This window comes from Pseudomonas sp. GW821-FHT03A09 (assembly GCF_059421065.1).
The window spans coordinates 160,492-184,644 of sequence record NZ_JBWKUX010000001.1 but is presented as its reverse complement, the minus strand read 5'-3'; the positions used below and the strand labels follow the sequence as shown (position 1 = coordinate 184,644).

The window sequence follows — 24,153 nt, the reverse complement described above, 5'->3', positions numbered from 1 at the left end:
CATCGGGGCCAGACAGCTTGAGCGAGACGCTGCGCGGGCTGTGGCCCATGACCAACCGGTCATCACTGATCGCAGAATGTCGACCCGCCCGTCACAGCGTTTGGCGCTTTGCGTCGACCACCCGGCATTGGGATTTGCCCGTCTCCCCCCAGCACCCTAGAATGCGCCGATGCGCGATGATCTCTCTCTTTTGCTGAACTCCCTCAACGATGCCCAACGCCAGGCCGTAGCAGCCCCCGTTGGCCGTCAGTTGGTCCTGGCCGGTGCTGGCTCCGGTAAAACCCGAGTGCTGGTGCACCGTATCGCCTGGTTGATCCAGGTCGAGAACGCGTCCCCGCATTCCATCCTGTCGGTGACGTTCACCAACAAGGCTGCTGCCGAAATGCGCCATCGCATCGAACAGTTAATGGGCATCAGCCCGGCAGGCATGTGGGTGGGCACCTTCCACGGCCTGGCGCACCGCCTGTTACGGGCCCACTGGCAGGAGGCGGGCCTGGCCCAGACCTTCCAGATCCTCGACAGCGACGACCAGCAACGCCTGGTCAAGCGGGTGATCCGCGAGCTGGGCCTCGACGAACAACGTTGGCCAGCACGCCAGGCGCAATGGTTCATCAACGGCCAGAAAGACGAAGGCCTGCGCCCGCAACACATCCAGGCCAGCGGCGATTTGTTCCTGGCCACCATGCGCAGTATTTATGAAGCCTACGAGGCAGCCTGCGTGCGCGCCGGTGTCATCGACTTCTCCGAACTGCTGCTGCGCGCCCTGGACCTGTGGCGTGACAACCCGGGTTTGCTGGCCCATTACCAGAAGCGCTTCCGCCACATCCTGGTGGACGAGTTCCAGGACACCAACGCCGTGCAGTACGCCTGGTTGCGCCTGCTGGCCAAAGGTGGCGACAGCCTGATGGTGGTGGGCGATGACGACCAGTCGATCTACGGCTGGCGTGGCGCGAAAATCGAGAACATCTACCAGTACTCCGAAGACTTCCCGGACGCGGTCACCATCCGCCTGGAACAGAACTATCGCTCCACCGCCGGCATCCTCAAGGCCGCCAACGCCTTGATCGCCAACAACACCGGGCGCCTGGGCAAAGAGCTGTGGACCGACGGTGGCGAAGGCGAGGCGATCAACCTGTACGCCGCGTTCAACGAGCACGATGAAGCACGCTACGTGGTGGAAACCATCGAAAGCGCGCTGAAAACCGGCCTGGCACGCAGCGACATCGCCATTCTGTACCGCTCCAACGCCCAATCGCGGGTGCTGGAGGAGGCCTTGCTACGCGAACGTATCCCGTACCGCATCTATGGCGGCCAGCGCTTCTTCGAGCGGGCGGAAATCAAGAACGCCATGGCATACCTGCGCCTGCTGGAAGGTCGGGGCAACGATGCGGCGCTGGAACGGGTGATCAATATCCCGGCCCGTGGCATCGGCGAAAAAACCGTTGAAGCGATCCGCGACCACGCGCGTCACGCCGATGTGTCGATGTGGGAATCCATGCGCCTGCTGATCGCCAATAAAGGCCTGACCGGGCGCGCTGCGGGTGCGCTGGGCGCGTTTGTCGAGCTGATAGAGAACCTGGCCGCCAAGTGCGCGGAAATGCCGTTGCATTTGATGACCCAGACCGTGATCGAACAATCCGGCCTGATTGCCTATCACGAAGCGGAAAAAGGCGAAAAAGGTCAGGCTCGAGTAGAAAACCTTGAGGAACTGGTCAGCGCCGCCCGTGCGTTCGAGAACACCGAGGAAGATGAAGAGCTGACGCCACTGGCGGCTTTCCTCGGCCATGCGTCGCTGGAAGCCGGTGATACCCAGGCCGATGAGCATGAAGACAGCATCCAGCTGATGACCTTGCACAGCGCCAAGGGCCTGGAGTTCCCGTATGTGTTCCTGGTGGGCATGGAAGAAGGCCTGTTCCCGCACAAGATGAGCCTGGAAGAGCCCGGCCGCCTTGAGGAAGAACGCCGCCTGGCTTACGTGGGCATCACTCGCGCCATGCAGAACCTGGTGATGACCTACGCCGAAACCCGGCGCCTCTACGGCAGCGAGACCTACAACAAGGTGTCGCGCTTCGTACGTGAAGTGCCGAAGGGGCTGATCCAGGAAGTACGTCTGTCCAACAGCGTCAGCCGTCCGTTCGGTGGTGGTCAGCAACAGAACTCCAGCAGCATGTTTGCCGGCTCCGAGATCCCGGAAACTCCATTCAGCCTGGGCCAACAGGTCAAGCATGCGATCTTCGGCGAAGGGGTGATCCTCAACTTCGAAGGCGCCGGCGCCCAGGCGCGGGTACAGGTGAATTTCGCCGAAGGCAGCAAGTGGCTGATGATGGGTTACGCAAAGCTCGAAGCCGTCTGACACCCTGCCCGCGTAGCGAAGATTATTGGCTCGCCCTTGTTTTTAACGAGCGCGGGCCAATATCAGTAATAAGTCCTACAGACCATTCTGATTCGGTCCTACGCAAAAGCCCGAAACATTATGTCGCTAGCCACTGTCACGACACCTGTGCAACATGGCGCGCGTGCAATCCACAAATGGGAATTCCCTTTATGAAACGTTTTCTTAGCATCGCCATGGCGTTGTGCATCGGCCTGACGATGAGCCTCGACGCCAACGCCAAACGCTTCGGTGGCGGCAAAAGCATGGGCTCGGCACCGACTCACCAGACCAGCCAAATGGCTCCATCTGCCGGTGGCATGGGCGGCGCAGCCGCAACCGCTGGTGCAGCTGGTGCAGCAGGCGCTGCTGCCAAGGCCGGCGGTGCTTCGCGCTGGTTGGGCCCTCTGGCCGGTATCGCCGCCGGTGGCCTGCTCGCCTCCATGTTCATGGGCGGCGGCTTCCAGGGCATGCAGATCTTCGACATCCTGATCATGGCGGTCATCGCCTTTGTGATCTTCCGCTTTATCGCCGCCCGTCGACGCAAGCAGCAGGAGCACATGGCTCCAGCCGGCGCACCGATGCAGCGTGAAGTGTTCGAGCAGAAGCCCGCTGCCATGGGTTCGATCTTCGGTGGTTCGGCTGCGCCTGCCGCCGCCCGTCCGGTAATCAACGCACCGGCCTGGTTCAACGAAGAACGTTTCGTCGAAGCAGCCCGTAACCACTTCCAGTCCCTGCAGCAACACTGGGACGCCAACGAAATGGACAAGATCGCCGAGTTCGTGACCCCACAACTGCTGGAGTTCCTCAAGCGCGAACGCGCCGACCTGGGCGACGGTTTCCAGTCGACCTACATCGACGACCTGCGCGTACAACTGGAAGGTGTGGATGATCGCGCCGACAAGACCATCGCCACTCTGACCTTCAGCGGTGTGTCGAAGACCTCGCGCTTCGACCAGGGTGAAGTGTTCAGCGAAAGCTGGAACATGGAACGTGCCCAGGGCGACAACCAGCCTTGGCTGGTCGCCGGTATCCGCCAGAACGGCTGATAGCTGCGCGTTTAAGCACTTGGTAATAAAACCCCGGACATGTTCCGGGGTTTTCTATTTCACGGTTGCACTTATAGCGAGCTACTGTATAAAACGCCCCTATAAACCGCGCCATCTAGCAAGAGGATCCCGGCCGTGGAAGAAATCATCGAACAATTGCGTGAAGCCAACGAACCGGTCCCGGTACCGCTGGAGCTGCCAGACGAAGACCAACTGGTGGAAGTCGAAGAACAGCTGTTCATCAACATTCCGTTTGTCTTCAAGGAATTCCTGCTGACTGTCAGCGACGTGGTCTACGGCAGTTTGGAGCCAGTGACCATCACTGATCCGGGCTCCCACACCTACTTGCCTGAAGTGGCGGCAACCGCCTGGGACATCGGTGTACCGCGCGAGCTGATCCCGATCTGCCAGGACGGCGATGACTACTATTGCGTGGAAGAAGACGGCACCGTGGTGCTGTGGTCCGGCGAAGAGGAACTTGTCACCGAAGAGTCCTGGGAGTCGGTGTGGCACTGGGCGCGGGACGTCTGGCTGGAAAGCTGAGCCCGCCCCAGTCAGAACCTGTCAGTGCTCCGGCGTGTCCTTGTGGTTATCCAGCGTCTCCAGCAAAGCGACCTGCATCCGCGTATGCACGCGGATGAACCACCGCCAGAGCACAGCCGCCACCGCCGCCGTCACCACGGCGATCAACACCAGCAACTTGTTGGTTGGCAAAATACTGGCCGACAAGGCTGCCAATAGCAGGAAGATCACCAGCAACGACAAGATCGGTATCAATTCGGCGATCACCCGTCGCACCCGCTGGGTATGCCGCCCAGCCATCTCCGGCTTTACGCTCATCTCCGCCAGCAGCATCGACAGTGCCTTGAGCTTGCGATACGCCGCAATCAAAAACGGCAGCGACAACAGTAACGCCCCACCCCAGATCAACGCCTTTTGCCAGCTAGGATCGTTGATCCAACCCTCCAGATACCCGCCGATGCGCGCCGCAAAAAAGCTGCCGGCGAAGAAGATCGCCACCACCAGCGCCAGGTTCACGCCTACTTGAAGGATGATCTTACGGATCATCGATGCCAGCATCGCGCCTTCACCCTGAGGCTGAATGCTGCGTAGCCATTCGCCATACATCCCGAACACCCGGCTCATACGCTTGGGCATTACCGACGCGATCTTCAATGACAATGGGTCTGCCCCACGAATCAGGTACGGCGTGAGCAACGTGGTGATCGCCGACACAGCCACCGCCACTGGATACAGGAAGTCGCTGGTTACCTGAAGCGTCATCCCAAGGGCCGCGATGATGAAAGAGAACTCGCCAATCTGTGACAGCCCCATGCCCACCCGCAGCGAGGTGCGACCATCATTGCCGGCGATAAAGGCACCCAGGCCGCAGGAGAGCATCTTGCCCAGCACCACTGCCACGGTGATCACCGCGATCGGCCAGGCGTATTGCAGCAAAATTTGTGGGTCGATCATCAAACCGATGGCAACGAAGAAGATTGCGCTGAACATGTCGCGAACCGGTTCGATCAAGCGCTCGATCTTAATCAATTGGCGGGATTCGGCCATGATCGCGCCAATCAGGAATGCGCCCAATACCATGCTGTATTCCAGCTTGACCACCAGCAGGCAGAAGCCGAAACACAGGCCCAGCACGGTGATCAACAGCATTTCGTTGCTTTCGAACTTGGCGACATAGGCCAGCAGGCGCGGCACCAGCAAAATGCCGATGACCAGCGCAACAATCATGAACAGCGAGAGCTTGCCGACGGTGGAGAACACCTCACCGGAGCTGACCGTACCGCTGACGGCAATGCTCGACAGCAAGGCAATAATGCCGATGCCAAGGATGTCTTCGACGATCAGCACACCGAAGATCAGCTGGGCGAAGCGCTGGTTTTTCATCTTCAAGTCATTGAGCGCCTTGACGATGATGGTGGTCGAGGAAATCGCCAGGATCGCACCGAGGAACAGCGAGTCCATGGTGTTCCAGTCGAACCAGCGGCCGATTTCGTAGCCGATCCAGATCATCAGGATGATTTCCAGGAAGGCCGCGATAAACGCCGTGGCGCCCACCTTGAACAGCTTCCGCAGGCTGAACTCCAGGCCCAGGCAAAACATCAGGAAAATCACCCCCAACTCAGCGAGGGTCTTGATGGTGTCTTCGTCGTGGATCAGACCGAATGGCGGAGTGTGAGGGCCGATGATGAAGCCGGCGACGATGTAGCCCAGTACCACCGGTTGCTTGAGACGGTGAAACAGGATGGTGACAACCCCTGCCACCAGCATGATCACGGCCAAGTCCTGGATAAAGCTGATGGCGTGCATGGCGAGGGGCTCCTTGAGGGTACTGGCGCTTTTCCCACTTCCGCGCGCACCTTTGAAATGTCGCAAAGTGCGAAAGGAAAAGTCGGCCTTGATCGTAAGAAATACCCTGAGATGGGCTTTTGAAGGTTAACACCGCGACTTCCGGCAGAAAGCCGGTGCAATATATGGAAACAGATCGGTCCCGGCGTGACGGCGAGCGGCCCACCGGCGTCCCGTAAGGGAGAGCGCTGCAAAGATTCCAGCACCCGCAGAGGTGCCCCCCAACCGATGCCTACAACCCGTGAGTGTGCTATGGAACCCGGAAACGCCCAGCTGTCGATGACGGTATTGATGACCCCTGACATGGCCAACTTCTCAGGCAATGTCCACGGCGGCACCCTGCTCAAGTATCTCGACGAAGTGGCCTACGCCTGCGCCAGCCGTTATGCCGGGCGCTATGTCGTCACACTGTCGGTCGACCAAGTGATTTTTCGCGAACCGATCCATGTCGGCGAGCTGGTGACCTTCCTCGCATCGGTCAACTACACCGGCAACACCTCGATGGAGGTGGGCATCAAGGTGGTGACCGAGAACATCCGCGAGCGCTCGGTGCGCCACACCAACAGCTGCTTCTTCACCATGGTGGCGGTGGACGACCAGCGCAAACCGGCCGCCGTACCGCCGCTGCAGCCGCAGAACAGCGAAGACAAACGCCGGTTCGTACAGGCCCAGCAGCGTCGACAGATTCGCCAGGAGCTGGAAAAACGTTACCAGGAAATCAAAGGCTGACGGGCGCAAATTCCGAGCTGTTAACCGGATCAAAATGTGGGAGGGGGCAAGCCCCCTCCCACATTTTGATCTGTGTACTTATAGGCCGATCGGTGTCGCTTCGAAGCGCACGCGCGGATGGGCGATACGATCCTGGGCCCGCACCAGTTCCAACTCGTAGCTGGCGCAGGCCTGGGTTTCCAGCAGTACTTCATGCACGGCGGCTGCCGTGAACTCGAAGGCAGCCAGCAAGCTGTCGCCCAACAGTACCCGCGCCAGGAACAGCCCGGACGTCAGGTCCCCCACACCCACCGGCTGGCGCGGAAAGGCCAGCAACGGCCGGCGCAGGTGCCAGCTGCCTTCAGCGGTGACCAGCAGCATCTCGAAACCATCCGGCAGTTTGCCCGGGTAATCCAGGTGTTTGACCAGCACCGCCTTCGGCCCCCGCACCAGCAACGCCTTGGCCATGCCCAGGCAATCAAACAGCGATTGCGGCTTGCGCCCGACGAAGCTGTCCAGCTCAAGCTGGTTGGGGCATAGGAAATCGGCCATGGCTGCGGCTTCGTCCAGCAGGAAATCACTGACATCCTGGGGCACGATGCAACCTTTTTCCGGATGGCCCATCACCGGGTCGCACAGGTACAGGGCCTTGGGGTTGATGGCCTTGATACGCGCCACACCCGTGAGAATCGCCCGGCCCTGATCAGCACTGCCCAAGTAGCCGGACAGCACCGCGTCGCAGTTACCCAGTTCACCAATCGCGGCAATGCCTTCCACCAGTGCAGGAATTTGCTGCGGCGCCAACACTTCTCCCGCCCACTGGCCATACTGAGTGTGGTTGGAGAACTGCACCGTGTTGAGCGGCCAGACATTCACCCCGACCCGCTGCATGGGGAATACGGCGGCGCTGTTTCCGGCGTGGCCAAAGACCACATGAGACTGGATCGCAAGCAGATGAGGTGTGCGTTTCATGCGGGAGATTTCCGTAAAGCCATTGAAATTCTGGCCGCGCAGTATGCGACTAAACGCAGCCTGTACGACAGACCAGCGACACAGTTAAGCTGCTCTCACTTTGTTGGAGTTCATCGCATGCTGACCCTGGGAAACATCTTCATGTTGATGCTGCTGGCGACCGGTGCCGCCTGGGTATGGCACAACCACGGCCTGCGCGAGCGGGCGCTGGAGCGGGTCAAGCAGCATTGCGCCAAGCTCGACATAGAACTGCTCGACGGCGCGGTGGCGTTGAAACGCATTGGTTTTGTGAAAGACGCCAATGGTCGGCGGCGCCTGGCCCGCATCTATAACTTCGAGTTCACCGTGACCGGGGAAGCCCGTCATCCCGGGACCATCACCCAGTTTGGCGCCCACAGCGCCCAGATCGAACTGGCGCCCTACCCGTTCGAGATCAAGACACCGCTGCCCAGCGCCGAGGTGATTGAATTGAGCCAGTGGCGTCAGGACCACGCCACCAAGCACCGTCACTGACGGCAGGCGGCAAGAGCGCTCTGCAACGCGACCTCATCCTGGGGTTCGCTGAAAATCAATTCCATGCGCGAATCACGACGCCACTCGCTGGGTTGCCAGTCGAGTGGGCTGTTATCCACAGCATTGGCCGAGACCCAACCATCGCGGTTGTGGATAACCAGCTTTGCACGACGCCATTCAAGGCTGCTCAGCCAGTGATGCAGGCGCGGGGTATCGAATTGCTGGCTCGGGTGCCAGCGCCAGCCGATGCTCCAGCCACCCTCCTGTGATTGACTGAGACAGATAGGCAGCGCCGGATCACTCCAGATGGCGGGTATTTGCGCCAAACCTTTGGGCAACTCGAAGTTATCCACAGCTGTTACCGCTGTTGAATTCAGACCCGGCAACTGCGCCAACGGCAAATGCGCCTGCTGGGTCCAATAAAGCGGGCGATTGGGTAATTGGCGTTCGATAACCTGGCGTTGAGCCGCATCGAGCGACTCATCCTTGTTCAATACCAGCAGCCCGGCACTTGTCAGTGTTTCCCGCTGCGCTTCAGGCAAAGCTTTGCCCGCCGCCAGCGCCTGGGCATCCAACACCAGCACACAGGGTTGTACCGCCAGCACCTGCTGCCAAGGCGCAGCCCGCAGTTGCTTGAGCAATTGCGCCGGATGCCCCAGGCCTGATGGCTCGATAAACAACCGATCCGGCTTGGCCTTACGCAGCAAGCGACCCAGGCCCACCTGGAACGGCGCACCATTCACACAGCACAAACAGCCTCCGGCCACTTCACCCAGGGCAATGCCGTCGTCATCCTGGGTGAGCAAGGCAGCGTCCAGGCCGATCTGCCCGAACTCGTTGATCAAGACGGCCCAACGCTCGTTGGCCGGGCGCTGGGCGAGCAGGTGTTTGATCAGGCTGGTCTTGCCGGCGCCCAAAGGCCCGGCAATCACATGAGTCGGGATGTTCTGCAGCATGAGGGGCATCATTCAGACCGTGTAGAGAGGTTGATCCTACGCGGTTATGCGAGCCAATCCAGCGTCAGGATCAACCGTCGCTCATCCGCGTTGAGCGCCGGCGAGCGGTGGATCAGACCGTGACCTTCGTTGCCATGCCATTTGGTGCCCTTGAGCAAGGCGACTTCACCGCAGTGGATCTGCTCGATACGCTCGACAGGTTCGGCCTCCGGCTGGCTAAGCTTACGTCGGTCCATCACCCCTTCGCGCAACCACTGGCTACCGATCCCGGCATAAGTGGTGATCAGTCGTACAGGCACATGATCGACGTGAAAACGCGGGCACATGGCCTTGTCCAACAACCGCAGACGTACGCCAATCCGTTTGGCCCCCAGCAGGCAAGCGAAGGCGCTGACCAGCCATGATACGTCGGCGATAAAGCCTTCGTAGCCTTCCAGATCGCGGCAACTGGACGCCAAGCCCTGCAAGTTCGGCATGGCATCCTCGTGATTAAGCTCAATCACCAAGGACTCGGCCAATGGCTCGTTGAGCGCTACCAGCAAGGCGCCAAATTCCGCGATGTGCAGCGGTAACTGGCGTTGCCACACCGCCAGGTTGACGCCGTCTTCGAGGATGTCGGACAGCGCCAACGGGGTTTCGCCGCGAGTCTGGCGGATAACGGGCCGTAGCGGGATAACCGGGGCAAGCATCACGCGGCAGCCTCTTCATACCAAGGGCCAAAGGGGTCGACCAGTTGGCGCCATCCTTCGACGCCCAGGGCCATTTCTTCATCGGTAAGCAGGCACGCGTCCAGCTCGGCGCGCATCTGGGTAAAGTCGATATTTTGCCCGATGAAGACCAATTCCTGTCGGCAGTCGCCGGTGCTCAATTGCCAGTTGCCCATGATCGCCGCGATGCTTTCTTCGTCTTGAGGCCATTGGCTTTTCGGCACAAAACGCCACCAACGACCGGCAAAACCATGACGCATCAAACCACCGGCCTGGGACCAACTTCCCGCATCCTGATGTTTGCTGGCCAACCAGAAAAAGCCTTTGGAACGCAGCAGTTTACCGTTGACCCACGGGCGGTCGATAAAGTCGAAAAAGCGCTGTGGATGAAACGGACGGCGTGCGCGATAGGCCGTGGAGGCGATGCCGTATTCTTCCGTTTCCGGCACATGTTCACCGCGCATTTCCTGCAGCCAGCCCGGCGCTTGGGAGGCACGTTCGAAGTCGAAACGGCCAGTATTGAGGATCTTGTGCAGCGGCACTTCACCCATGACCATCGGAATGATTTCCGCCTGGGCATTCAGGCGCTCAAGGATGGCCATCAGTTCTTCGCGCTCGCGACTGCTGATCAGGTCGATCTTACTGATCAGGATCACGTCGGCGAATTCGATCTGCTCGATCAATAGGTCGGTGATGGAACGCTCATCTTCTTCGCCCAGGGTTTCACCCCGAGAAGCAAGGCTTTCGGCGGCCTGATAGTCGAGTAGGAAGTTCATACCGTCGACCACGGTGACCATGGTGTCCAGGCGGGCAATATCGGCCAGGCTTTGCTCGTTTTCATCGCGGAAGGTGAAGGTTTCAGCCACGGGCAACGGTTCGGAAATACCTGTGGATTCGATCAGCAGGTAGTCGAAACGACCTTCCTTGGCGAGTTTTCCGACCTCTTCCAACAGGTCTTCACGCAAGGTGCAGCAGATGCAGCCGTTGCTCATTTCCACCAGTTTTTCTTCGGCACGATTGAGGGTGACGTCGCGCTGGACCTCGCTGCCGTCGATGTTGATTTCGCTCATGTCGTTGACGATCACCGCCACCCGCAGGTTCTCGCGGTTGCGCAGGACATAGTTGAGCAGCGTGCTTTTTCCGGCGCCGAGAAAGCCGGACAACACGGTAACGGGAAGACGGTTGGTCATCAGGTAATCCTCATCAAGGGTGGCCGGTCAAATCGCCCGTTTATGGCGTTCGCGCAGCTCTTCACGTTCTTTGGCTTCGATACACAGGGTGGCGGTGGGACGCAGCAGCAGGCGTTGCAGGCCGATGGGCTCGCCGGTTTCACGGCACCAGCCGTATTCGCCACGGGCCAGCAGTTCCAGGGCGTCGTCGATCTTGTCCAACAGCTTCTTTTCCCGCTCCAGCAGGCGCAGTTGCCATTGGCGTTGCTCTTCTGCGCTGCCGACATCGGCCGGGTCGCTGTTGGTTTCCTGCTCGCGTAGCGCCAGGAACTCGGCATCGATACGCGCTTGCAGCTCATTACGTTGGGCCAGCAACAACTCGCGGAAGAAGCCTTGCTGGGCCTCATTCATGTAATCGGCGGGCGGTTGGGCCAGGAGGTCTTGCTCAGTCATGGGAAGCGGTTCACGGATCGGGTTGTCTTTTAATGTTATAGTATAACAATACAGATAAGCCAATCCTCCCTTGCTCGTCACGACGAAGGGCGCAATGCTGGAGCACTTTCTTGCGACGAGAAGCCTCGATGAAATACCTGGTGTGCGCTCTGTTATTGGCAGCGACAGGCCAAGCCCATGCTCAAGCGCCGAGCCTGCTGGCCAATTGCACGCGCAGCGCCAACGTGCTGGCCTGTGTGGACCCGTTGGGCAACGCCTATAGCGTGGCGACTGTTGGCAGCACCACGTATCTGCGGGGTTTCGAAGTGATCGGAAAGCGCTATTGGGCACAGACCAACAGCCGCTACGGGCAACTGACGTTCTTTACCGGGTTGGCGTCGGACGGTGAGGCGTGGGTCGGCTACACGCGCCGCGTGGGCTGGACCACCATCAACCGGTTCTCCAGTTCAGGTGGCGCCAGCGCCAAGTTCACGTGCAGCCGCATTACCGGCTGTTAGACCTGGCCGTTCTTCTGTTCCTGAACCCATGCCATATAGCTGTTCATCGGTGGGTTCTTCTGGAAGTATTTTTTCAGACCTTCAAAAAGACCATCCGCCACCGCCTGTTGATGACGCGCCGTCACCAGCCGCTGGGCATCCTGGGTATTGGAGATAAACCCAGTTTCCACAAGGATCGACGGCACGTCCGGTGACTTGAGCACCGCAAAGCCCGCCTGTTCCACGCGCTTCTGGTGCAGCGTGGTGATGCTTTGCAGGCTGCCGAGCACTGAGCTGCCCAGTTGCAGGCTGGAAGCGATGGTAGCGTTCATCGACATATCGAGAATCACCCCGGCCAGCATCGGGTCCTTGTCCTTGAGATTGAGCAACGTGGTGGCGCCGAGCAAGTCTGCGCCGTTTTCGCGCTGCGCCATGAAACGCGCCGTGGCAGATGTGGCGCCGCCTTCAGACAACGCGTACACCGACGCCCCCGAGGCCGTCAGCCGTGGCGCGGCATCGGCATGCACCGAGATGAACATATCGGCCTTGTGCTGACGAGCGATGTCCACGCGCTTGCGCAGCGGCACGAAGAAGTCATCGTTGCGCACCAGTTTCACGTCGAAGCCCTTCTCGCGCTTCAAACGTTTGGCCAGCAATTGGGCGATAGACAGCACCACGTCTTTTTCGCGCTGGCCTTTGGAGCCAATGGCCCCTGGGTCTTTGCCACCGTGGCCAGGGTCGACCACAACGATGATGTCGCGCTTGGGGTGGGCCTTGTCCACAGGCGCGGCCAAAAGCGCGGGCTCTGCAGCGATTTGACGAGGTGCACGGGCGGCATTGGTCAAATCCAGTACCAAGCGATGCCCTTGGCCATCCTGCGGCGGCAATAGAAAGCTGTTGAGCTGCATCGGTGCGGCCAGGTCCAGCACGATGCGCGTGTCACCTTTGCCGAAATGCCCGGAGCGGATGGAAGTGATCCCGCTGTTCTTCAACGCCAACTGAGAAAAATCACCCGAGAGGCCGGCACCGCTCAGGTCAATGATCACGCGCTCCGGCGACGTCAGGGAAAAGGTCTTGTATTGCACCGGGCCGCTGAGGTCGAGCACCAGCCGCAGTTTGTCTTCCGAGCGCCACAAGCGCGCGTTGCGAATCTGCGTGGCATAAGCCCCCAACGGCAAGGTGAACAGGGGACTGACCAACAGCAGGTTAAGGAGCTGACGTCTGTGCATGGCAAATACCGCAAATAAAGGAGCGTCCCTGCTCGACATGACTGAAGAAAGACTGAAGTAGAAAAATCATCGTCGACTCAATCGTTATAATATAACATGTCTTTTTATTTCCAACGATGGACCTGCCCATGAATGCGCTGACTCTGCCGGATATCGCCGCGCAGGCTTCACGCCAAGCCTTGCCACTCGACTGGGTGGGCATGTGCGGCATCGCCCTGCCCATCCTGATCGACAACCAACGCCTGACCGCCACCGCTGATGCCGGCGTGAGCCTGGACGATGGTTCGGCCCGTGGCATTCATATGTCGCGCCTGTACCTGGCCCTGGAAATGCTCGATCAGCAACTTCTTACGCCTGCACTTCTGCGTAATGTACTTCAGCGCTTTCTCGACAGTCATGAAGGTTTATCTAAGAACGCTTACTTGCGTATTCACACGAATCTGCTGCTGAAGCGCCCGGCACTGGTCAGCCCATTGGCCGGGTGGAAAGGCTACCCGGTGTGCATCGAAGCGCGCTTGGAAAACCAGATGTTCCACGTGGAACTAAAAATTGACGTTACTTACTCCTCAACCTGCCCCTGCTCAGCTGCCCTCGCCAGGCAGTTGATTCAACAACAATTTCTCGAAGATTTCGCCAAAACGCCGTTGCAGCATGAAGACGTGTTGACATGGCTTGGCAGCGCGAACGGTATCGTCGCCACGCCGCACAGCCAACGCAGCAGCGCGCAGTTGCACGTCCAATTGCAAGGCGAGCATCTGCCGCTGACAGACCTGATAAACACCGCAGAAGCCGCCCTCGGCACCGCCGTACAAACCGCGGTGAAACGTGCGGACGAACAAGCCTTCGCGTTGGCCAACGGGCAGAACCTGATGTTCTGCGAAGACGCCGCCCGCCGCCTGAACCTCGCCTTGAAACGCTCGGATGCCGTCAAAGCCTTCCATCTCAAAGTGATCCACGCCGAAAGCCTGCACGCGCACGATGCCGTGGCTGAAAGCCGCTGGACGAGACACCCTGCATGATCACCTGCAATGCTTTGCGCTGGGGCGCACCGGGCCAACCGCTGACCCCCGCGCTGGATCTGACCCTGGAAAAAGGCAGCCTCACTGGCATCATCGGCGCCAACGGCACCGGTAAAAGCAGCCTGCTTAAAGTCATCGCCGGCCTGCAAAAACCGCTGGCTGGCAAAGTCACCGTGGAGGTTCCACGCCGTGGTGGCTTGTCATTTCTGCCCCAACAACAACACTTGGATCGCCAGTTCCCCATCAGCCTGCAAGAGCTGGTCGCCGCGGGCTTCTGGGGAACCAAACTAACCCCGGAACAACGCACCCAACGCCTGCAAGCAGTGCTGGAAGACTGGTGCCTCACGGGCCTGGAACATCGCCCGCTAATGGCATTGTCCGGCGGCGAACTGCAACGTGCGCTGCTCGCCCGCATGAGCCTGGCGCAAGCGCCGGTGCTGCTGCTCGACGAACCTCACGCCGCCCTCGACGAAGAAGGCCAGGCCTTGTGCTGGAAACACGTACACACCTGGCACGATGAAGGCCGCACGGTGATCATCGTTTGTCACGACCTTGCCTCCGTACGCCACCACACCCAGCAGGTCGTGCAGATCAAAAGCACAGGCTGCGTATTCGGTCCCAGTAAAGAGCTGATCCGCCCGCAACCGCACATGCAGGTGGCCTGATGCACTTCACTGCCCACCTGTGGATGCCCTTCCACGATTTCGTTTTCATGCGCCGCGCACTGATCGGCGGGCTGGTGCTCGCCTGCAGCACCGCGCCGCTGGGCGTGTTTCTGATCCTGCGACGTATGAGCCTGATCGGTGACGCCGTGGCTCACGGCATTCTGCCCGGTGCCGCGCTGGGTTTCTGGTTCGCTGGCCTCAGCCTGCCCGCCTTGACCATCGGCGGCCTCGGCGCCGGCCTGAGCATGGCCGGGTTGTCCGCCTGGATCACCCGCCGCACCGGCCTGCGTGAAGACGCCAGCCTCGCCGCCATCTACCCCATCTCCCTCGCCGCCGGCGTGTTGATCCTCGGCATCGCCGGCAAGCGCCTGGACCTCCTGCACCTGCTGTTCGGCTCGGCCCTGGCCGTGGATGAAACCACCCTGACCGGCATGCTCTGGGTCTCCGGCTTCAGCCTGATCGCCATGGCGCTGATCTATAAGCCGCTGCTGCTAGACACCCTCGACCCGCTGTTCCTGCAAACCGTCAGCCGCCTCGGCCCACTCGCTCACGGGTTGTTCCTGACCCTGGTGGTGTTGAACCTGGTGATCGGTTTCCAAGCTATCGGCGCGTTGATGGTGGTGGGTTTGATGATGTTGCCGGCCATTGCTTCACGCTTCTGGAGCCGGCGTCTACCGGTGTTGATCGCAGTATCGGCGGTGCTGGGATGCCTGTCGGTGTGGTTGGGTCTGTTGCTGTCGTTCTACTACTCGCTGCCCAGCGGCCCGGCCATCGTGCTGGTGGCTGGCGGTGGGTATCTGCTGTCCGTGGTCTTCGGTCCGGTGCACGGCTTGCTGCGCCGTCCGCCCGCTCTTACATCCCAATGAGGTGTTTCCCGATGCGCGCTTTACTCGTGCTGTTCAGTCTGCTGCTGCCGTTGTCGATGGCCCAGGCCGCCGACAAACTCCAGGTGGTTACCAGCTTCAGTATTCTCGATGACATCACCCACCAGATCGGTGGCGATCACATCCAGATCAGCAACATGGTCGGCCCCGACGCCGACGCCCATACCTATGAGCCCACACCGGACGATGCCAAGGCGCTGCTCAAGGCCAAGGTCATCATCAAGAACGGGCTGGGCTTCGAGCCTTGGCTGGACCGCCTGGTAACCAGCACCGAAACCAAGGCCACCGTTGTGACCGCCAGCAAAGGGGTGATCTCCCACACCATGGAGGAAGACGGTGAAACCATCCCCGACCCGCACGCCTGGCACAACCTGGCCAACGCCGAAATCTATGTGAACAACGTCACCAAGGCGCTGGTGGCGGCCGACCCGGCCAACAAGACCGACTACCTGCGCAACAGCCAGGCCTACCTGAAAGATATCTACCGCCTGCTGGCCGAAGCCAAGACCAAGTTCGGCGCGCTGCCAGCGGGCAACCGTCGCATCGTCACCTCACATGACGCCTTCGGTTACCTGGGCCAGGCCTATGGCATCCAGTTCCTGGCACCTCAAGGTCTGTCGACTGAACGTGAGCCATCGGCTGCCGAAGTCGCTGCGCTGATCACCCAGATCCGCAAAGACAAGGTCAAGGCCGTGTTCATGGAAAACATCAAGGACTCGCGCCTGCTCAAGCAGATCGCCGACGAAAGCGGCGCGCAGATCGGCGGCACGCTGTACTCCGACGCCCTCGCCGCCGAAGGCCCGGCCAGCACCTTCACCGGGCTGTTCGAATACAACCTCAACACCCTGTGCGCCGCCCTGAGCAAACCATGACGCTGAGCATGCTCGATCTGGAAAAGGCAGCCCTCGGCAGCCGCTTTCCACTCGAATCCGTGCTGAACGCCCTGCCGTGGAACAGCGATGGCCTGATTGCCGCCATCGCCCAGCAACACGGCACGGGCGAGGTGTTGATGCTCGCCTGGATGAACCGCCAGGCCCTCACCGAAACCCTGGCCACCGGGCACGTTTGCTATTGGTCGCGTTCGCGCCAGCAGCTATGGCGCAAGGGCGAAAGCTCCGGCCACTGGCAACAGTTGATCGAAGCGCGCCTGGATTGCGACGGCGACGCGGTGCTACTGATCGTCGACCAGCAAGGCCCGGCCTGCCACACCGGCCGGCCGACCTGCTTCTACAACGCCATCGACGGCAACTACGTCCACATCATTACGGAGCCTGAAGCATGATCCGCAAAAACCCTTCCGGCGATCTGCCAGTGATTGCCGAATCGGCCTACGTCGACAAGACCGCGATCATCTGCGGCAAAGTCATCATTGGTGAAAATGTGTTTGTCGGCCCCTATGCCGTGATCCGTGCCGACGAAGTCGACGCCACTGGAGACATGGACCCCATCACCATCGGCGCCAACTCCAACATCCAGGACGGCGTGGTCATTCACTCCAAATCCGGTGCAGCGGTGACTATTGGAGAATTCACATCCATTGCGCATCGCTCCATCGTTCACGGCCCCTGCACCGTCGGCGACCGGGTGTTCATCGGCTTCAACAGCGTGTTGTTCAACTGCGCTGTGGGCGACGGCTGTGTGGTGCGCCACAACTCGGTGGTCGACGGCCGCGATTTGCCCGCTGCCTTCTACGTACCCTCCACCACCCGCATCGGGCCTAACACCGACCTGTCGCAATTCCCGCCGGTCAGCGTCAGCGCCTCGGAGTTTTCCGAAGACGTGGCTCGCACGAATGTCGACCTGGTACTCGGTTACAAAGCCCTGCAAAACGAGTTCTGAACCATGAGCCGCCTGCTGATTCGCAACGCCCGCCTGGTCAATGAAGGCCAGGAATTCGACGCCGATGTGCTGGTCGCCAATGGCCGCATCGACAAGATCGCCAGCAGTATCGAAGGCTGCAACGAACCGGTAGAAATCGACGCCCAGGGCCAATGGCTGCTGCCGGGCATGATCGATGACCAAGTGCACTTTCGCGAACCCGGCGCACCGGATAAAGGCAGTTTCTACAGTGAGTCCCGCGCGGCGGTAGCCGGTGGCATCACCAGTTTCATGGACATGCCCAACACCAATCCCGCCACACTGACCCCGGAAGCCCTGGCCGATAAAAAGCGCCGCGCCGCTTTGCATTCGGTGGCCAACTACGGCTTTCACTTTGGCGTGAGCAACGACAATCTCGACATCGTCGCCGCCCTCGACCCGCGGGAAGTCGCCGGAGTCAAAGTGTTCATGGGTGCCTCCACCGGCAATATGCTGGTAGACGACCCACGCATTCTAGAGCGCTTGTTTGCCGAAGTGCCGACGATCCTGCTGGCCCACTGCGAGCACACGCCGAGCATCCTGGCCAACGAACAACGTTTGCGTGAACGCTTCGGCGAGCAGATTCCCGCCGTCGCCCACCCGCTGATCCGGGATGCTGAAGCCTGCTATCGCTCATCTTCTCTTGCCGTGGAATTGGCTCGACGTCACGGTACACGGTTGCACGTGCTGCACCTGACCAGCGCCCGCGAGCTGGCCTTGTTCGAAGACAAACCCCTGGCTGAAAAACGCATCACCGCCGAAGTCTGTGTGCACCACCTGTTGTTCGATGACCGCGACTATCACCGCCTCGGCCACCAGATCAAATGCAACCCGGCGATCAAGACCCGCGCTGACCGAGACGCCTTGCGCCAAGCCTTGTTGGGTGATCGTCTGGATGTGATCGGCACCGACCATGCGCCGCACACCTGGGCGCAGAAACAACTGGGTTATCGCGAAGCGCCGTCCGGGCTGCCGCTGGTGCAGCACGCGTTGCCGGCGTTGCTGGAGCTGGTGGCTGACGGGCACCTGCCGCTCACCACCGTGGTGGCGAAGACCAGCCACCGCGTGGCCGACCTGTTCGCCATTCCCGAGCGTGGCTACCTACGTGAAGGCTATTGGGCCGATCTGGTACTGATCCAGCCCGAGCCTGAAGGCAAACCGGTCAACAGCCAACCGATCCTGGCCCGCTGCGGCTGGACGCCGTTCGCCGAGCGCAGCTTTCGCCACAGTGTCAGCACGACATTGGTCTCCGGCCACCTGGCGTGGCACAACGGCCAGGTGGTCGACAGTTGCCAGGGCTTGCCCCTGCATTTCCTGCGTTAGGCGCGGGGTTTGACCGTACCGCAATCGTTGCCCAGCCACTGGGCGTGGGTGTCCAGGCTGCCCTTCTGCTGGATGCCGGTGGCATTGAAGGTGCCATTGACGGCGGTGGTGAATTCCTTCTGGCTCTGGAAGGTAGCGACGCCACTGCCTTGGGCTTTCGGGCAGCTGAAACGGAACTTCCACTGGTTACCGGCCTTGTCGGTGACTTCCTGCTTGCAGCCCGATTGCGGGTCGGTCAAGGGGATCGAATCAGAGGCGACCTGCGCGGGAGTGAGACACACCTGCACGCCTTTGCCAGCCATGGTGATGCCCTGCTTTTCCAGCATCGCACGCTGCTCAGGCGTCATCTGTTGCTTGAGCTGACCGAGAATCAGCGAAAGGTCCGGCAAGTCCTGGTTATCAACTTTCATATTGCTGGTGGTCAATTCCCACAACCCCGGCGCCAGCATCTGCGCCTGGGCCGCCACAGGCAGCGACAACCCAACAACCATGGCCAAACCAAGCAAACGAGCATTCATCGAGTAACTCCTGGGTAATTGTGGGCGTTAGACGCCATAAAGGCGCCAGTGTTGCATGGCAAATAAAATAGCGACATTCGCCGCCAGACATGGTCTGTTAGGCACTCGATTGCCTGGAGAGATGTCGTTCATGGATTTTTTTGGCCCGCACCTGCTCGCCTACTTCATTGCCACGCTGCATTTTCTCGGGACCCTCGCCGCGATCCACGCGGTGCTGACCGTCAGGACCGCCCAAGGCTCGATCGCCTGGGCCTTGTCGCTGATGTTCATGCCCTACCTCACGTTGATCCCTTACCTGATCTTCGGCCGCAGCACCTTCGACGCATACATCCAGGCGCGTCGCCAGGCCAACCAGGAAATGCACACCGCCATCACCGAACTGAACTGGCGCCCTTGGGTCGACGAAGCCCTCGCCGCGCGTAACTCCAGCGCCTACTCTTCGCTGCGGGCCATGCCCAAGCTGGGGCGCATGCCGTGCCTGGCCAACAACCAAGTGCGTTTGCTGATCAATGGTGATGCCACCTTCAGTGCAATCTTCGAGGCGATCCGCAACGCCAAAACCGCCGTGCTGTTCCAGTTTTTCATCATTCATGACGACGAGCTTGGCAGGCAGTTGCATGCCCTGCTGAAGGAAAAGGCAGCCCAAGGCGTAGCCCTGTACGTGTTGTATGACCGCATCGGCAGCCACGCCCTGCCCCATCACTACGTGCAATCGCTACGCGACGCGGGTGTGCAGGTCAAGGCGTTCGCCACCCGCAGCGGCTGGCTCAATCGTTTCCAGGTCAACTTCCGCAACCATCGCAAGATTGTGGTGGTGGATGGCATCACCGGGTTCGTCGGTGGGCATAACGTCGGTGACGAATACCTGGGTAAAAAACCGCCCCTGGCACCGTGGCGCGATACTCACGTGCAAGTCACCGGCCCGGTGGTAGCCTGCCTGCAGGAATCGTTTGCCGAAGACTGGTTCTGGGCCGCGCGCGAGTTGCCGCCGCTGATCCTGCCGGACGCCTACCCCGAAGACGGCGTGCTCTGCCAATTGCTCGCCAGCGGTCCGGCCGATCCCTATGAAACCTGCTCGCTGTTTTTCGTCGAGGCCATCCACGCGGCGACTGAGCGGGTGTGGATCACCAGCCCGTATTTCATCCCCGATGAGGCCGTGTTCTCCGCGCTGCGCCTGGCCGTGCTGCGTGGCGTCGATGTACGCCTGTTGCTGCCCTCGCGCCCCGACCACCGTATCGTCTACGCCGCGTCCAGTCTGTATGCGATCGAGGCCGTGCGCGCCGGTGTCCGCGTGTTCCGCTACACGCCGGGCTTTTTGCATCAGAAAGTGGTGTTGGTGGACAGCGAAATCAGCGCCATCGGCAGTGCAAACATGGATAACCGTTCGTTCCGGCTGAATTTTGAAGTGATGTTGCTGACAGTGGATGAGGTGTTTGCCGGCGAGGTTGAACACATGCTGTTGGACGACTTCGCCCTGGCCCATGAAGTCAGCCAGGAAGAAAGCCGCGAGACCCGTCGCCTGCAACAACTGGGCATGCGGGTGGCGCGGCTTATTTCACCGATTCTCTAACAAACAATGCGGTAAAAATGTGGGAGGGGGCAAGCCCCCTCCCACATTTGGATCTCCATTGCTCTGGAAAATCGGGTCAGCGATAGAGATCTTCCCGCGTCCACGGCAACTCATGGCTGCCATCGGCGTGGGGTTTCACCGCCAAGATCTGGTGCAGGTTGATCCAGCCCCGTGCAAACGCATAGGCGCAGCCAGCCAGGTACAGCCGCCAGATACGCAACGCTTGCTCCGGCACCATCTTCGCCGCTGCTTCCAGGTTGTCTTCCAGGCGCTCGCTCCAATGATCCAAGGTGCGAGCGTAGTGCAGGCGCAGGCTTTCAACGTCGACCACTTCCAGCCCGACTTCGCTGATTTCAGCGGTCATCATCGCCAGGTGCGGCAGCTCGCCGTTGGGGAACACATAACGCTCGATGAACTCCCCGGCGCCACGACCCACGGGGCGACCGTCAGTGTGCTTGGCAGTAATGCCGTGGTTCATCACCAAGCCGCCTTCGCGCACGGCGCCAAACAGAGTCTTGCAGTATTCCGCCAGGTTGGCGTGGCCGACGTGTTCGAACATGCCCACGCTGACCACTTTGTCGAAACGACCGTCTTGGGGCAGGTCGCGGTAGTCGAGCAGCTGCAGGTCCACCTGGTCTTGCAGGCCCTCGGCTTTCACCCGTTCCCGGGCCAGCGCCAACTGCTCCTTGCTCAGGGTAATACCAAACACCTTGACCCCGAACTCCCGCGCGGCAAACCGTGCCAGCCCACCCCAGCCACAACCTACGTCGAGCAAATACTCGCCCGGCTGCAACCGCAGTTTGCGGCACAGGTGGCGAAATTTGTCTTGTTGGGCCTGGTCGATGGACTCGCTGCCGGTTTCGAAATAACCACAGGAGTACGCCATGTCCTGGTCCAGCCATAGCTGGTAGAACTCGTTGGACAGGTCGTAATGATAGGAAATGGCCGCTGCGTCAGTGGCCTTGTCGTGGATCGAGCGCACCGGACGACTCCCGTCGTCGTCTTCGATCAGGGCGTGACTTAATTCGTCACAAACCCGAATAACCTCGGAAATGGAGCCTTCCAGCTCCAATTTGCCCTCGACGAAGGCCTCGCCCAGTGAATCGAGCGTTGGATGGGTCAGCTTGGTCACTACCGTGGGGTCCTTCACCACGATGGTCACACTGGGCTCGGGGCCCAAGTTGAATTCATGGCCGTCCCAGAGTCGAAGACGCAGCGGTAGCTGAAGATTCTGTAAGGCCGGTGGAAGTTGCGCGAGCATGAGTAGTCCCCCCTTGTTTCAGACGTCTGGAGTCAGGGTAGACCATCCGAAGACAAAGTAGGAGGCTATCGAATTGATAGCGCTCGCCTATGACGCTCGACGTTCGAGCAAGCCGTCCTGGACCCACTGCTTCAGCCACGTCACCGCCTGCAGTGGCGCACCCTCTGCATAGGTGACTGCCAATTCGGTGCACAGTTCTGAAAAACTCCAACCGGTGGTCACCATTCCCGCCAGGGCAAAGGCTTCCTCAGGTTCCAGGCTGCGGTAGTGACACACGTTCTCATGGCGCCATACCAGGCAGGTTTGTGCCGGCGTCAGCATGTGGCTGCCAGGGAAGTCCGACTCATCTTTGCTCGCACGCCAGATCGACACGCTATTGAACTGGCACAGGTGCTGTTGCACCGAGGGTGCCAAGGTAACCTGCAAACCCGGCCAGTCCTCAGGCGGCAGTTGCGCCATATCATTCAAGCCAAGCAGCTCACCTTGCGGCGCATCGAATGCCAGGGTAAAGGTCCATTCCAGCTGCGCCAGTTCAGCCAGCGGCGCGCTCTGTTCAGCCACCAGGTGCTCAACGATAAACGAAGGGAACCGCTCACCCAGCCAGCGCAGGCTGTAATGGGCGGACGGATAGCGTCGCACATAGGCTTCGGCCAGAGACGCGAACTCATCATCCCCCAGCCAATACCAGACGGCACCGAAGTCATGCCGCAACACTTCCAGCAGCCGCGACAGGTACGCGTTGTGATAGATCGCCAGGCCCGTGTCGACGTCCAGGGTCGGCCCGCCCAGCAAAGTGGCGGCAAAACCACTGTTGGCCACCGGAGTCTCGGACAGCAGGTGTTGCTCAAAGGCCAACTGCCAATCGGTCAGGCGCATAACGATCTCCTGGCCAAGGCAGTAGCGCCCAGCTCACGGGCCTTGTTCAGTTCGGTGAGCAACTCTTCGAACGGGGGGAAATGATCGTCGCGCTCCAACAGCGTCGAGACCGGCCCCAGGTGCTCCAGGGTTTGTTGATAAAGCGCCCACACCGGATCGCACACCGGATGGTCATGGGTGTCGACCACATAGTCGCCGTAGTCCATATGCCCGGCCAGATGCAGCTGGCGAATGCTCTCGGGCGGCAGGTTGCGGATAAAGGTCCAGGCATCGAAGCCATGGTTGCGGGAACTGACATAGACGTTATTGACGTCCAGCAACAACTGGCAGCCTGTCAGGTGGGCCAGGGCCTTGAGGAACTCCCACTCAGTGAATTCATCCGCCTTGGAGCGCACATAGCTCGAGACATTTTCCAACACCAGCGGACGCTGCAGTACGTCCTGCACTTGGCGAACGCGAGCGGCCACGTGATAGAGGCTTTCCTCGGTGTAAGGCAAAGGCAGCAAGTCGTGCAACTGATGCGCGTTGCCGCGGCTCCAGCACAGATGATCGGAAATCCATGCCGGCTGGATGCGCTCGGCGAGCTGTTTGATTTGCTTCAGGTAATCGATATCGAGGGCATGTGGCCCACCGATGGACAAGGACACACCATGCATCACCAGGGGATAGCGCTCGGCTATCGCGTCCAGGTAATACAGGGCTTTACCGCCCTGGACCAGGTAATTTTCGGAGATCACTTCGAACCAATCCACGGGTGGCGATTGTTCGAGAATCTGCTGGTAGTACTCACTGCGTAAGCCCAGGCCGTAACCCAGACTCGGAAGGGAAGCGGACATGATTCACTCCTGGGAAAGTGTCCGCAGCGGTGGTGGCGACCGCTGCGGATGCACTTATCTGTCGGTTATTCGCCGACTTTGCCGCCAGCCTTGGTGCACTCAGCCTTGCTCATGGCTTTGAAGCCGTGGCCTTTGCAGACAGCCTGGCCTTTGCAGGCGTTTTCAGCGGTCTTGCAATCGTTCATGCCTTTGCAGGAGGTGACGCCGTAGCAATGAACCGGAGCGTCGGCAGCCTGTACCTGGGTGGCGACACCGGCAAACATGGAGGCAGCAGCGATAGCCAGGGCAGCACCGGAAACGGCTTGTTTGATGTTCATTGTGTAGTCCTCATAGATCGGTAGTGGAGTCGGTCTGAACGGATTGCGCAGTCTCGA

General features: G+C 60.2%; 26 protein-coding genes. 14 read left to right on the top strand and 12 right to left on the bottom strand.

The genetic code is table 11. The features are described from left to right. Positions 1-169: 169 nt before the first annotated feature. The 3 genes from uvrD to AC07V4_RS00865 all read left to right on the top strand — a co-directional run bounded on the left by uvrD (position 170) and on the right by AC07V4_RS00865 (position 3,963). Positions 170-2,353 carry a DNA helicase II gene (gene uvrD / locus AC07V4_RS00875; protein ID WP_492635167.1) on the top strand — a complete coding sequence of 728 codons (2,184 nt, stop codon included), beginning with the start codon at positions 170-172 and terminating at the stop codon, positions 2,351-2,353. 191 nt (positions 2,354-2,544) lie between these two features. Beyond that, on the top strand, positions 2,545-3,420 hold the full coding sequence (locus tag AC07V4_RS00870; protein WP_431752148.1) for a Tim44 domain-containing protein: 876 nt from the start codon (positions 2,545-2,547) through the stop codon (positions 3,418-3,420). A gap of 135 nt (positions 3,421-3,555) precedes the next feature. Next, entirely contained in the window at positions 3,556-3,963 is a 408-nt protein-coding gene (locus AC07V4_RS00865) for an SMI1/KNR4 family protein (RefSeq protein WP_123716619.1), read from the top strand. A gap of 21 nt (positions 3,964-3,984) precedes the next feature. On the opposite strand, the gene AC07V4_RS00860 is transcribed toward AC07V4_RS00865, so the two are convergent. Further along, entirely contained in the window at positions 3,985-5,748 is a 1,764-nt protein-coding gene (locus AC07V4_RS00860; RefSeq protein ID WP_431752149.1) for a cation:proton antiporter, read from the bottom strand. Positions 5,749-6,039: 291 nt separating this feature from the next. Between AC07V4_RS00860 and AC07V4_RS00855 the strand changes: the two genes are divergently transcribed. Beyond that, complete coding sequence (locus AC07V4_RS00855; protein WP_028618540.1) at positions 6,040-6,516, top strand: acyl-CoA thioesterase; 477 nt, start codon at positions 6,040-6,042, stop codon at positions 6,514-6,516. 78 nt (positions 6,517-6,594) lie between these two features. On the opposite strand, the gene pdxY is transcribed toward AC07V4_RS00855, so the two are convergent. Further along, the gene (gene pdxY, locus AC07V4_RS00850; protein ID WP_492635168.1) at positions 6,595-7,467 is read right to left on the bottom strand and encodes a pyridoxal kinase PdxY; all 873 of its coding nucleotides are present in this window, start codon (positions 7,465-7,467) and stop codon (positions 6,595-6,597) included. 117 nt (positions 7,468-7,584) lie between these two features. On the opposite strand from pdxY, the gene AC07V4_RS00845 reads away from it, so the two are divergent. Further along, positions 7,585-7,980 carry a DUF3301 domain-containing protein gene (locus tag AC07V4_RS00845; protein ID WP_492635169.1) on the top strand — a complete coding sequence of 132 codons (396 nt, stop codon included), beginning with the start codon at positions 7,585-7,587 and terminating at the stop codon, positions 7,978-7,980. Here AC07V4_RS00845 and AC07V4_RS00840 read toward each other — a convergent pair. The 4 genes from AC07V4_RS00840 to dksA are packed head-to-tail and all read right to left on the bottom strand — an operon-like array spanning position 7,974 to position 11,265. Beyond that, a complete protein-coding gene (locus tag AC07V4_RS00840) occupies positions 7,974-8,936 on the bottom strand; it encodes a CobW family GTP-binding protein (RefSeq protein WP_492635170.1) in 963 nt (320 codons plus the stop codon). The two genes, AC07V4_RS00845 and AC07V4_RS00840, sit on opposite strands and share 7 nt — an antisense overlap. 44 nt (positions 8,937-8,980) lie before the next feature. Next, positions 8,981-9,625, bottom strand: coding sequence for a DUF1826 domain-containing protein (locus AC07V4_RS00835; RefSeq protein ID WP_492635171.1), 645 nt, complete (start codon positions 9,623-9,625; stop codon positions 8,981-8,983). Beyond that, entirely contained in the window at positions 9,625-10,833 is a 1,209-nt protein-coding gene (zigA, locus tag AC07V4_RS00830; RefSeq protein ID WP_492635172.1) for a zinc metallochaperone GTPase ZigA, read from the bottom strand. Before zigA ends, AC07V4_RS00835 begins: the two co-directional genes overlap by 1 nt. A gap of 27 nt (positions 10,834-10,860) precedes the next feature. Continuing rightward, on the bottom strand, positions 10,861-11,265 hold the full coding sequence (gene dksA / locus AC07V4_RS00825) for an RNA polymerase-binding protein DksA (protein ID WP_431751592.1): 405 nt from the start codon (positions 11,263-11,265) through the stop codon (positions 10,861-10,863). A gap of 128 nt (positions 11,266-11,393) precedes the next feature. Between dksA and AC07V4_RS00820 the strand changes: the two genes are divergently transcribed. Then, positions 11,394-11,762 carry a glutamine synthetase gene (locus AC07V4_RS00820; protein WP_431751598.1) on the top strand — a complete coding sequence of 123 codons (369 nt, stop codon included), beginning with the start codon at positions 11,394-11,396 and terminating at the stop codon, positions 11,760-11,762. Here AC07V4_RS00820 and AC07V4_RS00815 read toward each other — a convergent pair. Then, entirely contained in the window at positions 11,759-12,970 is a 1,212-nt protein-coding gene (locus AC07V4_RS00815; RefSeq protein ID WP_492635173.1) for an N-acetylmuramoyl-L-alanine amidase, read from the bottom strand. The genes AC07V4_RS00820 and AC07V4_RS00815 overlap by 4 nt on opposite strands. Before the next feature lie 128 nt (positions 12,971-13,098). Between AC07V4_RS00815 and folE2 the strand changes: the two genes are divergently transcribed. The 7 genes from folE2 to AC07V4_RS00780 are packed head-to-tail and all read left to right on the top strand — an operon-like array spanning position 13,099 to position 18,718. After that, entirely contained in the window at positions 13,099-13,989 is an 891-nt protein-coding gene (folE2, locus tag AC07V4_RS00810; RefSeq protein ID WP_492635174.1) for a GTP cyclohydrolase FolE2, read from the top strand. After that, positions 13,986-14,654 carry a metal ABC transporter ATP-binding protein gene (locus tag AC07V4_RS00805; RefSeq protein ID WP_492635175.1) on the top strand — a complete coding sequence of 223 codons (669 nt, stop codon included), beginning with the start codon at positions 13,986-13,988 and terminating at the stop codon, positions 14,652-14,654. Before folE2 ends, AC07V4_RS00805 begins: the two co-directional genes overlap by 4 nt. After that, positions 14,654-15,520 carry a metal ABC transporter permease gene (locus tag AC07V4_RS00800; protein WP_431751596.1) on the top strand — a complete coding sequence of 289 codons (867 nt, stop codon included), beginning with the start codon at positions 14,654-14,656 and terminating at the stop codon, positions 15,518-15,520. The genes AC07V4_RS00805 and AC07V4_RS00800 overlap by 1 nt, the downstream gene beginning before the upstream one ends. 11 nt (positions 15,521-15,531) lie before the next feature. After that, positions 15,532-16,410: a metal ABC transporter substrate-binding protein gene (locus tag AC07V4_RS00795; protein WP_492635176.1), complete on the top strand. Its 879-nt coding sequence runs from the start codon at positions 15,532-15,534 to the stop codon at positions 16,408-16,410. After that, a complete protein-coding gene (gene hisI / locus AC07V4_RS00790; protein WP_492635177.1) occupies positions 16,407-16,820 on the top strand; it encodes a phosphoribosyl-AMP cyclohydrolase in 414 nt (137 codons plus the stop codon). Before AC07V4_RS00795 ends, hisI begins: the two co-directional genes overlap by 4 nt. Next, positions 16,817-17,377, top strand: a complete 561-nt coding sequence (locus AC07V4_RS00785; protein WP_431752999.1) for a gamma carbonic anhydrase family protein — start codon at positions 16,817-16,819, stop codon at positions 17,375-17,377. Before hisI ends, AC07V4_RS00785 begins: the two co-directional genes overlap by 4 nt. Positions 17,378-17,380: 3 nt before the next feature. Next, a complete protein-coding gene (locus AC07V4_RS00780) occupies positions 17,381-18,718 on the top strand; it encodes a dihydroorotase (RefSeq protein ID WP_492635178.1) in 1,338 nt (445 codons plus the stop codon). Here AC07V4_RS00780 and AC07V4_RS00775 read toward each other — a convergent pair. Continuing rightward, positions 18,715-19,236 (bottom strand): DUF3617 domain-containing protein, encoded by a 522-nt coding sequence (locus tag AC07V4_RS00775; protein ID WP_431750517.1) that lies wholly within the window; start codon positions 19,234-19,236, stop codon positions 18,715-18,717. The two genes, AC07V4_RS00780 and AC07V4_RS00775, sit on opposite strands and share 4 nt — an antisense overlap. Positions 19,237-19,366: 130 nt before the next feature. Between AC07V4_RS00775 and cls the strand changes: the two genes are divergently transcribed. Next, positions 19,367-20,806, top strand: a complete 1,440-nt coding sequence (cls, locus tag AC07V4_RS00770) for a cardiolipin synthase (RefSeq protein WP_431750516.1) — start codon at positions 19,367-19,369, stop codon at positions 20,804-20,806. 76 nt (positions 20,807-20,882) lie between these two features. Here cls and cfaB read toward each other — a convergent pair whose 3' ends face one another. The 4 genes from cfaB to bufA2 form a co-directional block, all read right to left on the bottom strand. Next, complete coding sequence (gene cfaB / locus AC07V4_RS00765; protein ID WP_492635179.1) at positions 20,883-22,067, bottom strand: C17 cyclopropane fatty acid synthase CfaB; 1,185 nt, start codon at positions 22,065-22,067, stop codon at positions 20,883-20,885. 87 nt (positions 22,068-22,154) lie between these two features. After that, positions 22,155-22,943 (bottom strand): HvfC/BufC family peptide modification chaperone, encoded by a 789-nt coding sequence (locus AC07V4_RS00760; protein WP_492635180.1) that lies wholly within the window; start codon positions 22,941-22,943, stop codon positions 22,155-22,157. Next, positions 22,934-23,779, bottom strand: coding sequence for an MNIO family bufferin maturase (gene bufB, locus AC07V4_RS00755; RefSeq protein ID WP_492635181.1), 846 nt, complete (start codon positions 23,777-23,779; stop codon positions 22,934-22,936). Before bufB ends, AC07V4_RS00760 begins: the two co-directional genes overlap by 10 nt. A 65-nt stretch (positions 23,780-23,844) precedes the next feature. After that, positions 23,845-24,096, bottom strand: coding sequence for a BufA2 family periplasmic bufferin-type metallophore (gene bufA2 / locus AC07V4_RS00750; protein ID WP_492635182.1), 252 nt, complete (start codon positions 24,094-24,096; stop codon positions 23,845-23,847). Positions 24,097-24,153: the final 57 nt, after the last annotated feature.

Bases quoted from the DNA above. Each gene is read 5' to 3' on its own strand.
- uvrD (WP_492635167.1), top strand. From the start codon at position 170: ATGCGCGATGATCTCTCTCTTTTGCTGAACTCCCTCAACGATGCCCAA.
- AC07V4_RS00870 (WP_431752148.1), top strand. From the start codon at position 2,545: ATGAAACGTTTTCTTAGCATCGCCATGGCGTTGTGCATCGGCCTGACG.
- AC07V4_RS00860 (WP_431752149.1), bottom strand. From the start codon at position 5,748: ATGCACGCCATCAGCTTTATCCAGGACTTGGCCGTGATCATGCTGGTG.
- AC07V4_RS00855 (WP_028618540.1), top strand. From the start codon at position 6,040: ATGGAACCCGGAAACGCCCAGCTGTCGATGACGGTATTGATGACCCCT.
- pdxY (WP_492635168.1), bottom strand. From the start codon at position 7,467: ATGAAACGCACACCTCATCTGCTTGCGATCCAGTCTCATGTGGTCTTT.
- AC07V4_RS00845 (WP_492635169.1), top strand. From the start codon at position 7,585: ATGCTGACCCTGGGAAACATCTTCATGTTGATGCTGCTGGCGACCGGT.
- AC07V4_RS00840 (WP_492635170.1), bottom strand. From the start codon at position 8,936: ATGCTGCAGAACATCCCGACTCATGTGATTGCCGGGCCTTTGGGCGCC.
- AC07V4_RS00835 (WP_492635171.1), bottom strand. From the start codon at position 9,625: ATGCTTGCCCCGGTTATCCCGCTACGGCCCGTTATCCGCCAGACTCGC.
- zigA (WP_492635172.1), bottom strand. From the start codon at position 10,833: ATGACCAACCGTCTTCCCGTTACCGTGTTGTCCGGCTTTCTCGGCGCC.
- dksA (WP_431751592.1), bottom strand. From the start codon at position 11,265: ATGACTGAGCAAGACCTCCTGGCCCAACCGCCCGCCGATTACATGAAT.
- AC07V4_RS00820 (WP_431751598.1), top strand. From the start codon at position 11,394: ATGAAATACCTGGTGTGCGCTCTGTTATTGGCAGCGACAGGCCAAGCC.
- AC07V4_RS00815 (WP_492635173.1), bottom strand. From the start codon at position 12,970: ATGCACAGACGTCAGCTCCTTAACCTGCTGTTGGTCAGTCCCCTGTTC.
- folE2 (WP_492635174.1), top strand. From the start codon at position 13,099: ATGAATGCGCTGACTCTGCCGGATATCGCCGCGCAGGCTTCACGCCAA.
- AC07V4_RS00805 (WP_492635175.1), top strand. From the start codon at position 13,986: ATGATCACCTGCAATGCTTTGCGCTGGGGCGCACCGGGCCAACCGCTG.
- AC07V4_RS00800 (WP_431751596.1), top strand. From the start codon at position 14,654: ATGCACTTCACTGCCCACCTGTGGATGCCCTTCCACGATTTCGTTTTC.
- AC07V4_RS00795 (WP_492635176.1), top strand. From the start codon at position 15,532: ATGCGCGCTTTACTCGTGCTGTTCAGTCTGCTGCTGCCGTTGTCGATG.
- hisI (WP_492635177.1), top strand. From the start codon at position 16,407: ATGACGCTGAGCATGCTCGATCTGGAAAAGGCAGCCCTCGGCAGCCGC.
- AC07V4_RS00785 (WP_431752999.1), top strand. From the start codon at position 16,817: ATGATCCGCAAAAACCCTTCCGGCGATCTGCCAGTGATTGCCGAATCG.
- AC07V4_RS00780 (WP_492635178.1), top strand. From the start codon at position 17,381: ATGAGCCGCCTGCTGATTCGCAACGCCCGCCTGGTCAATGAAGGCCAG.
- AC07V4_RS00775 (WP_431750517.1), bottom strand. From the start codon at position 19,236: ATGAATGCTCGTTTGCTTGGTTTGGCCATGGTTGTTGGGTTGTCGCTG.
- cls (WP_431750516.1), top strand. From the start codon at position 19,367: ATGGATTTTTTTGGCCCGCACCTGCTCGCCTACTTCATTGCCACGCTG.
- cfaB (WP_492635179.1), bottom strand. From the start codon at position 22,067: ATGCTCGCGCAACTTCCACCGGCCTTACAGAATCTTCAGCTACCGCTG.
- AC07V4_RS00760 (WP_492635180.1), bottom strand. From the start codon at position 22,943: ATGCGCCTGACCGATTGGCAGTTGGCCTTTGAGCAACACCTGCTGTCC.
- bufB (WP_492635181.1), bottom strand. From the start codon at position 23,779: ATGTCCGCTTCCCTTCCGAGTCTGGGTTACGGCCTGGGCTTACGCAGT.
- bufA2 (WP_492635182.1), bottom strand. From the start codon at position 24,096: ATGAACATCAAACAAGCCGTTTCCGGTGCTGCCCTGGCTATCGCTGCT.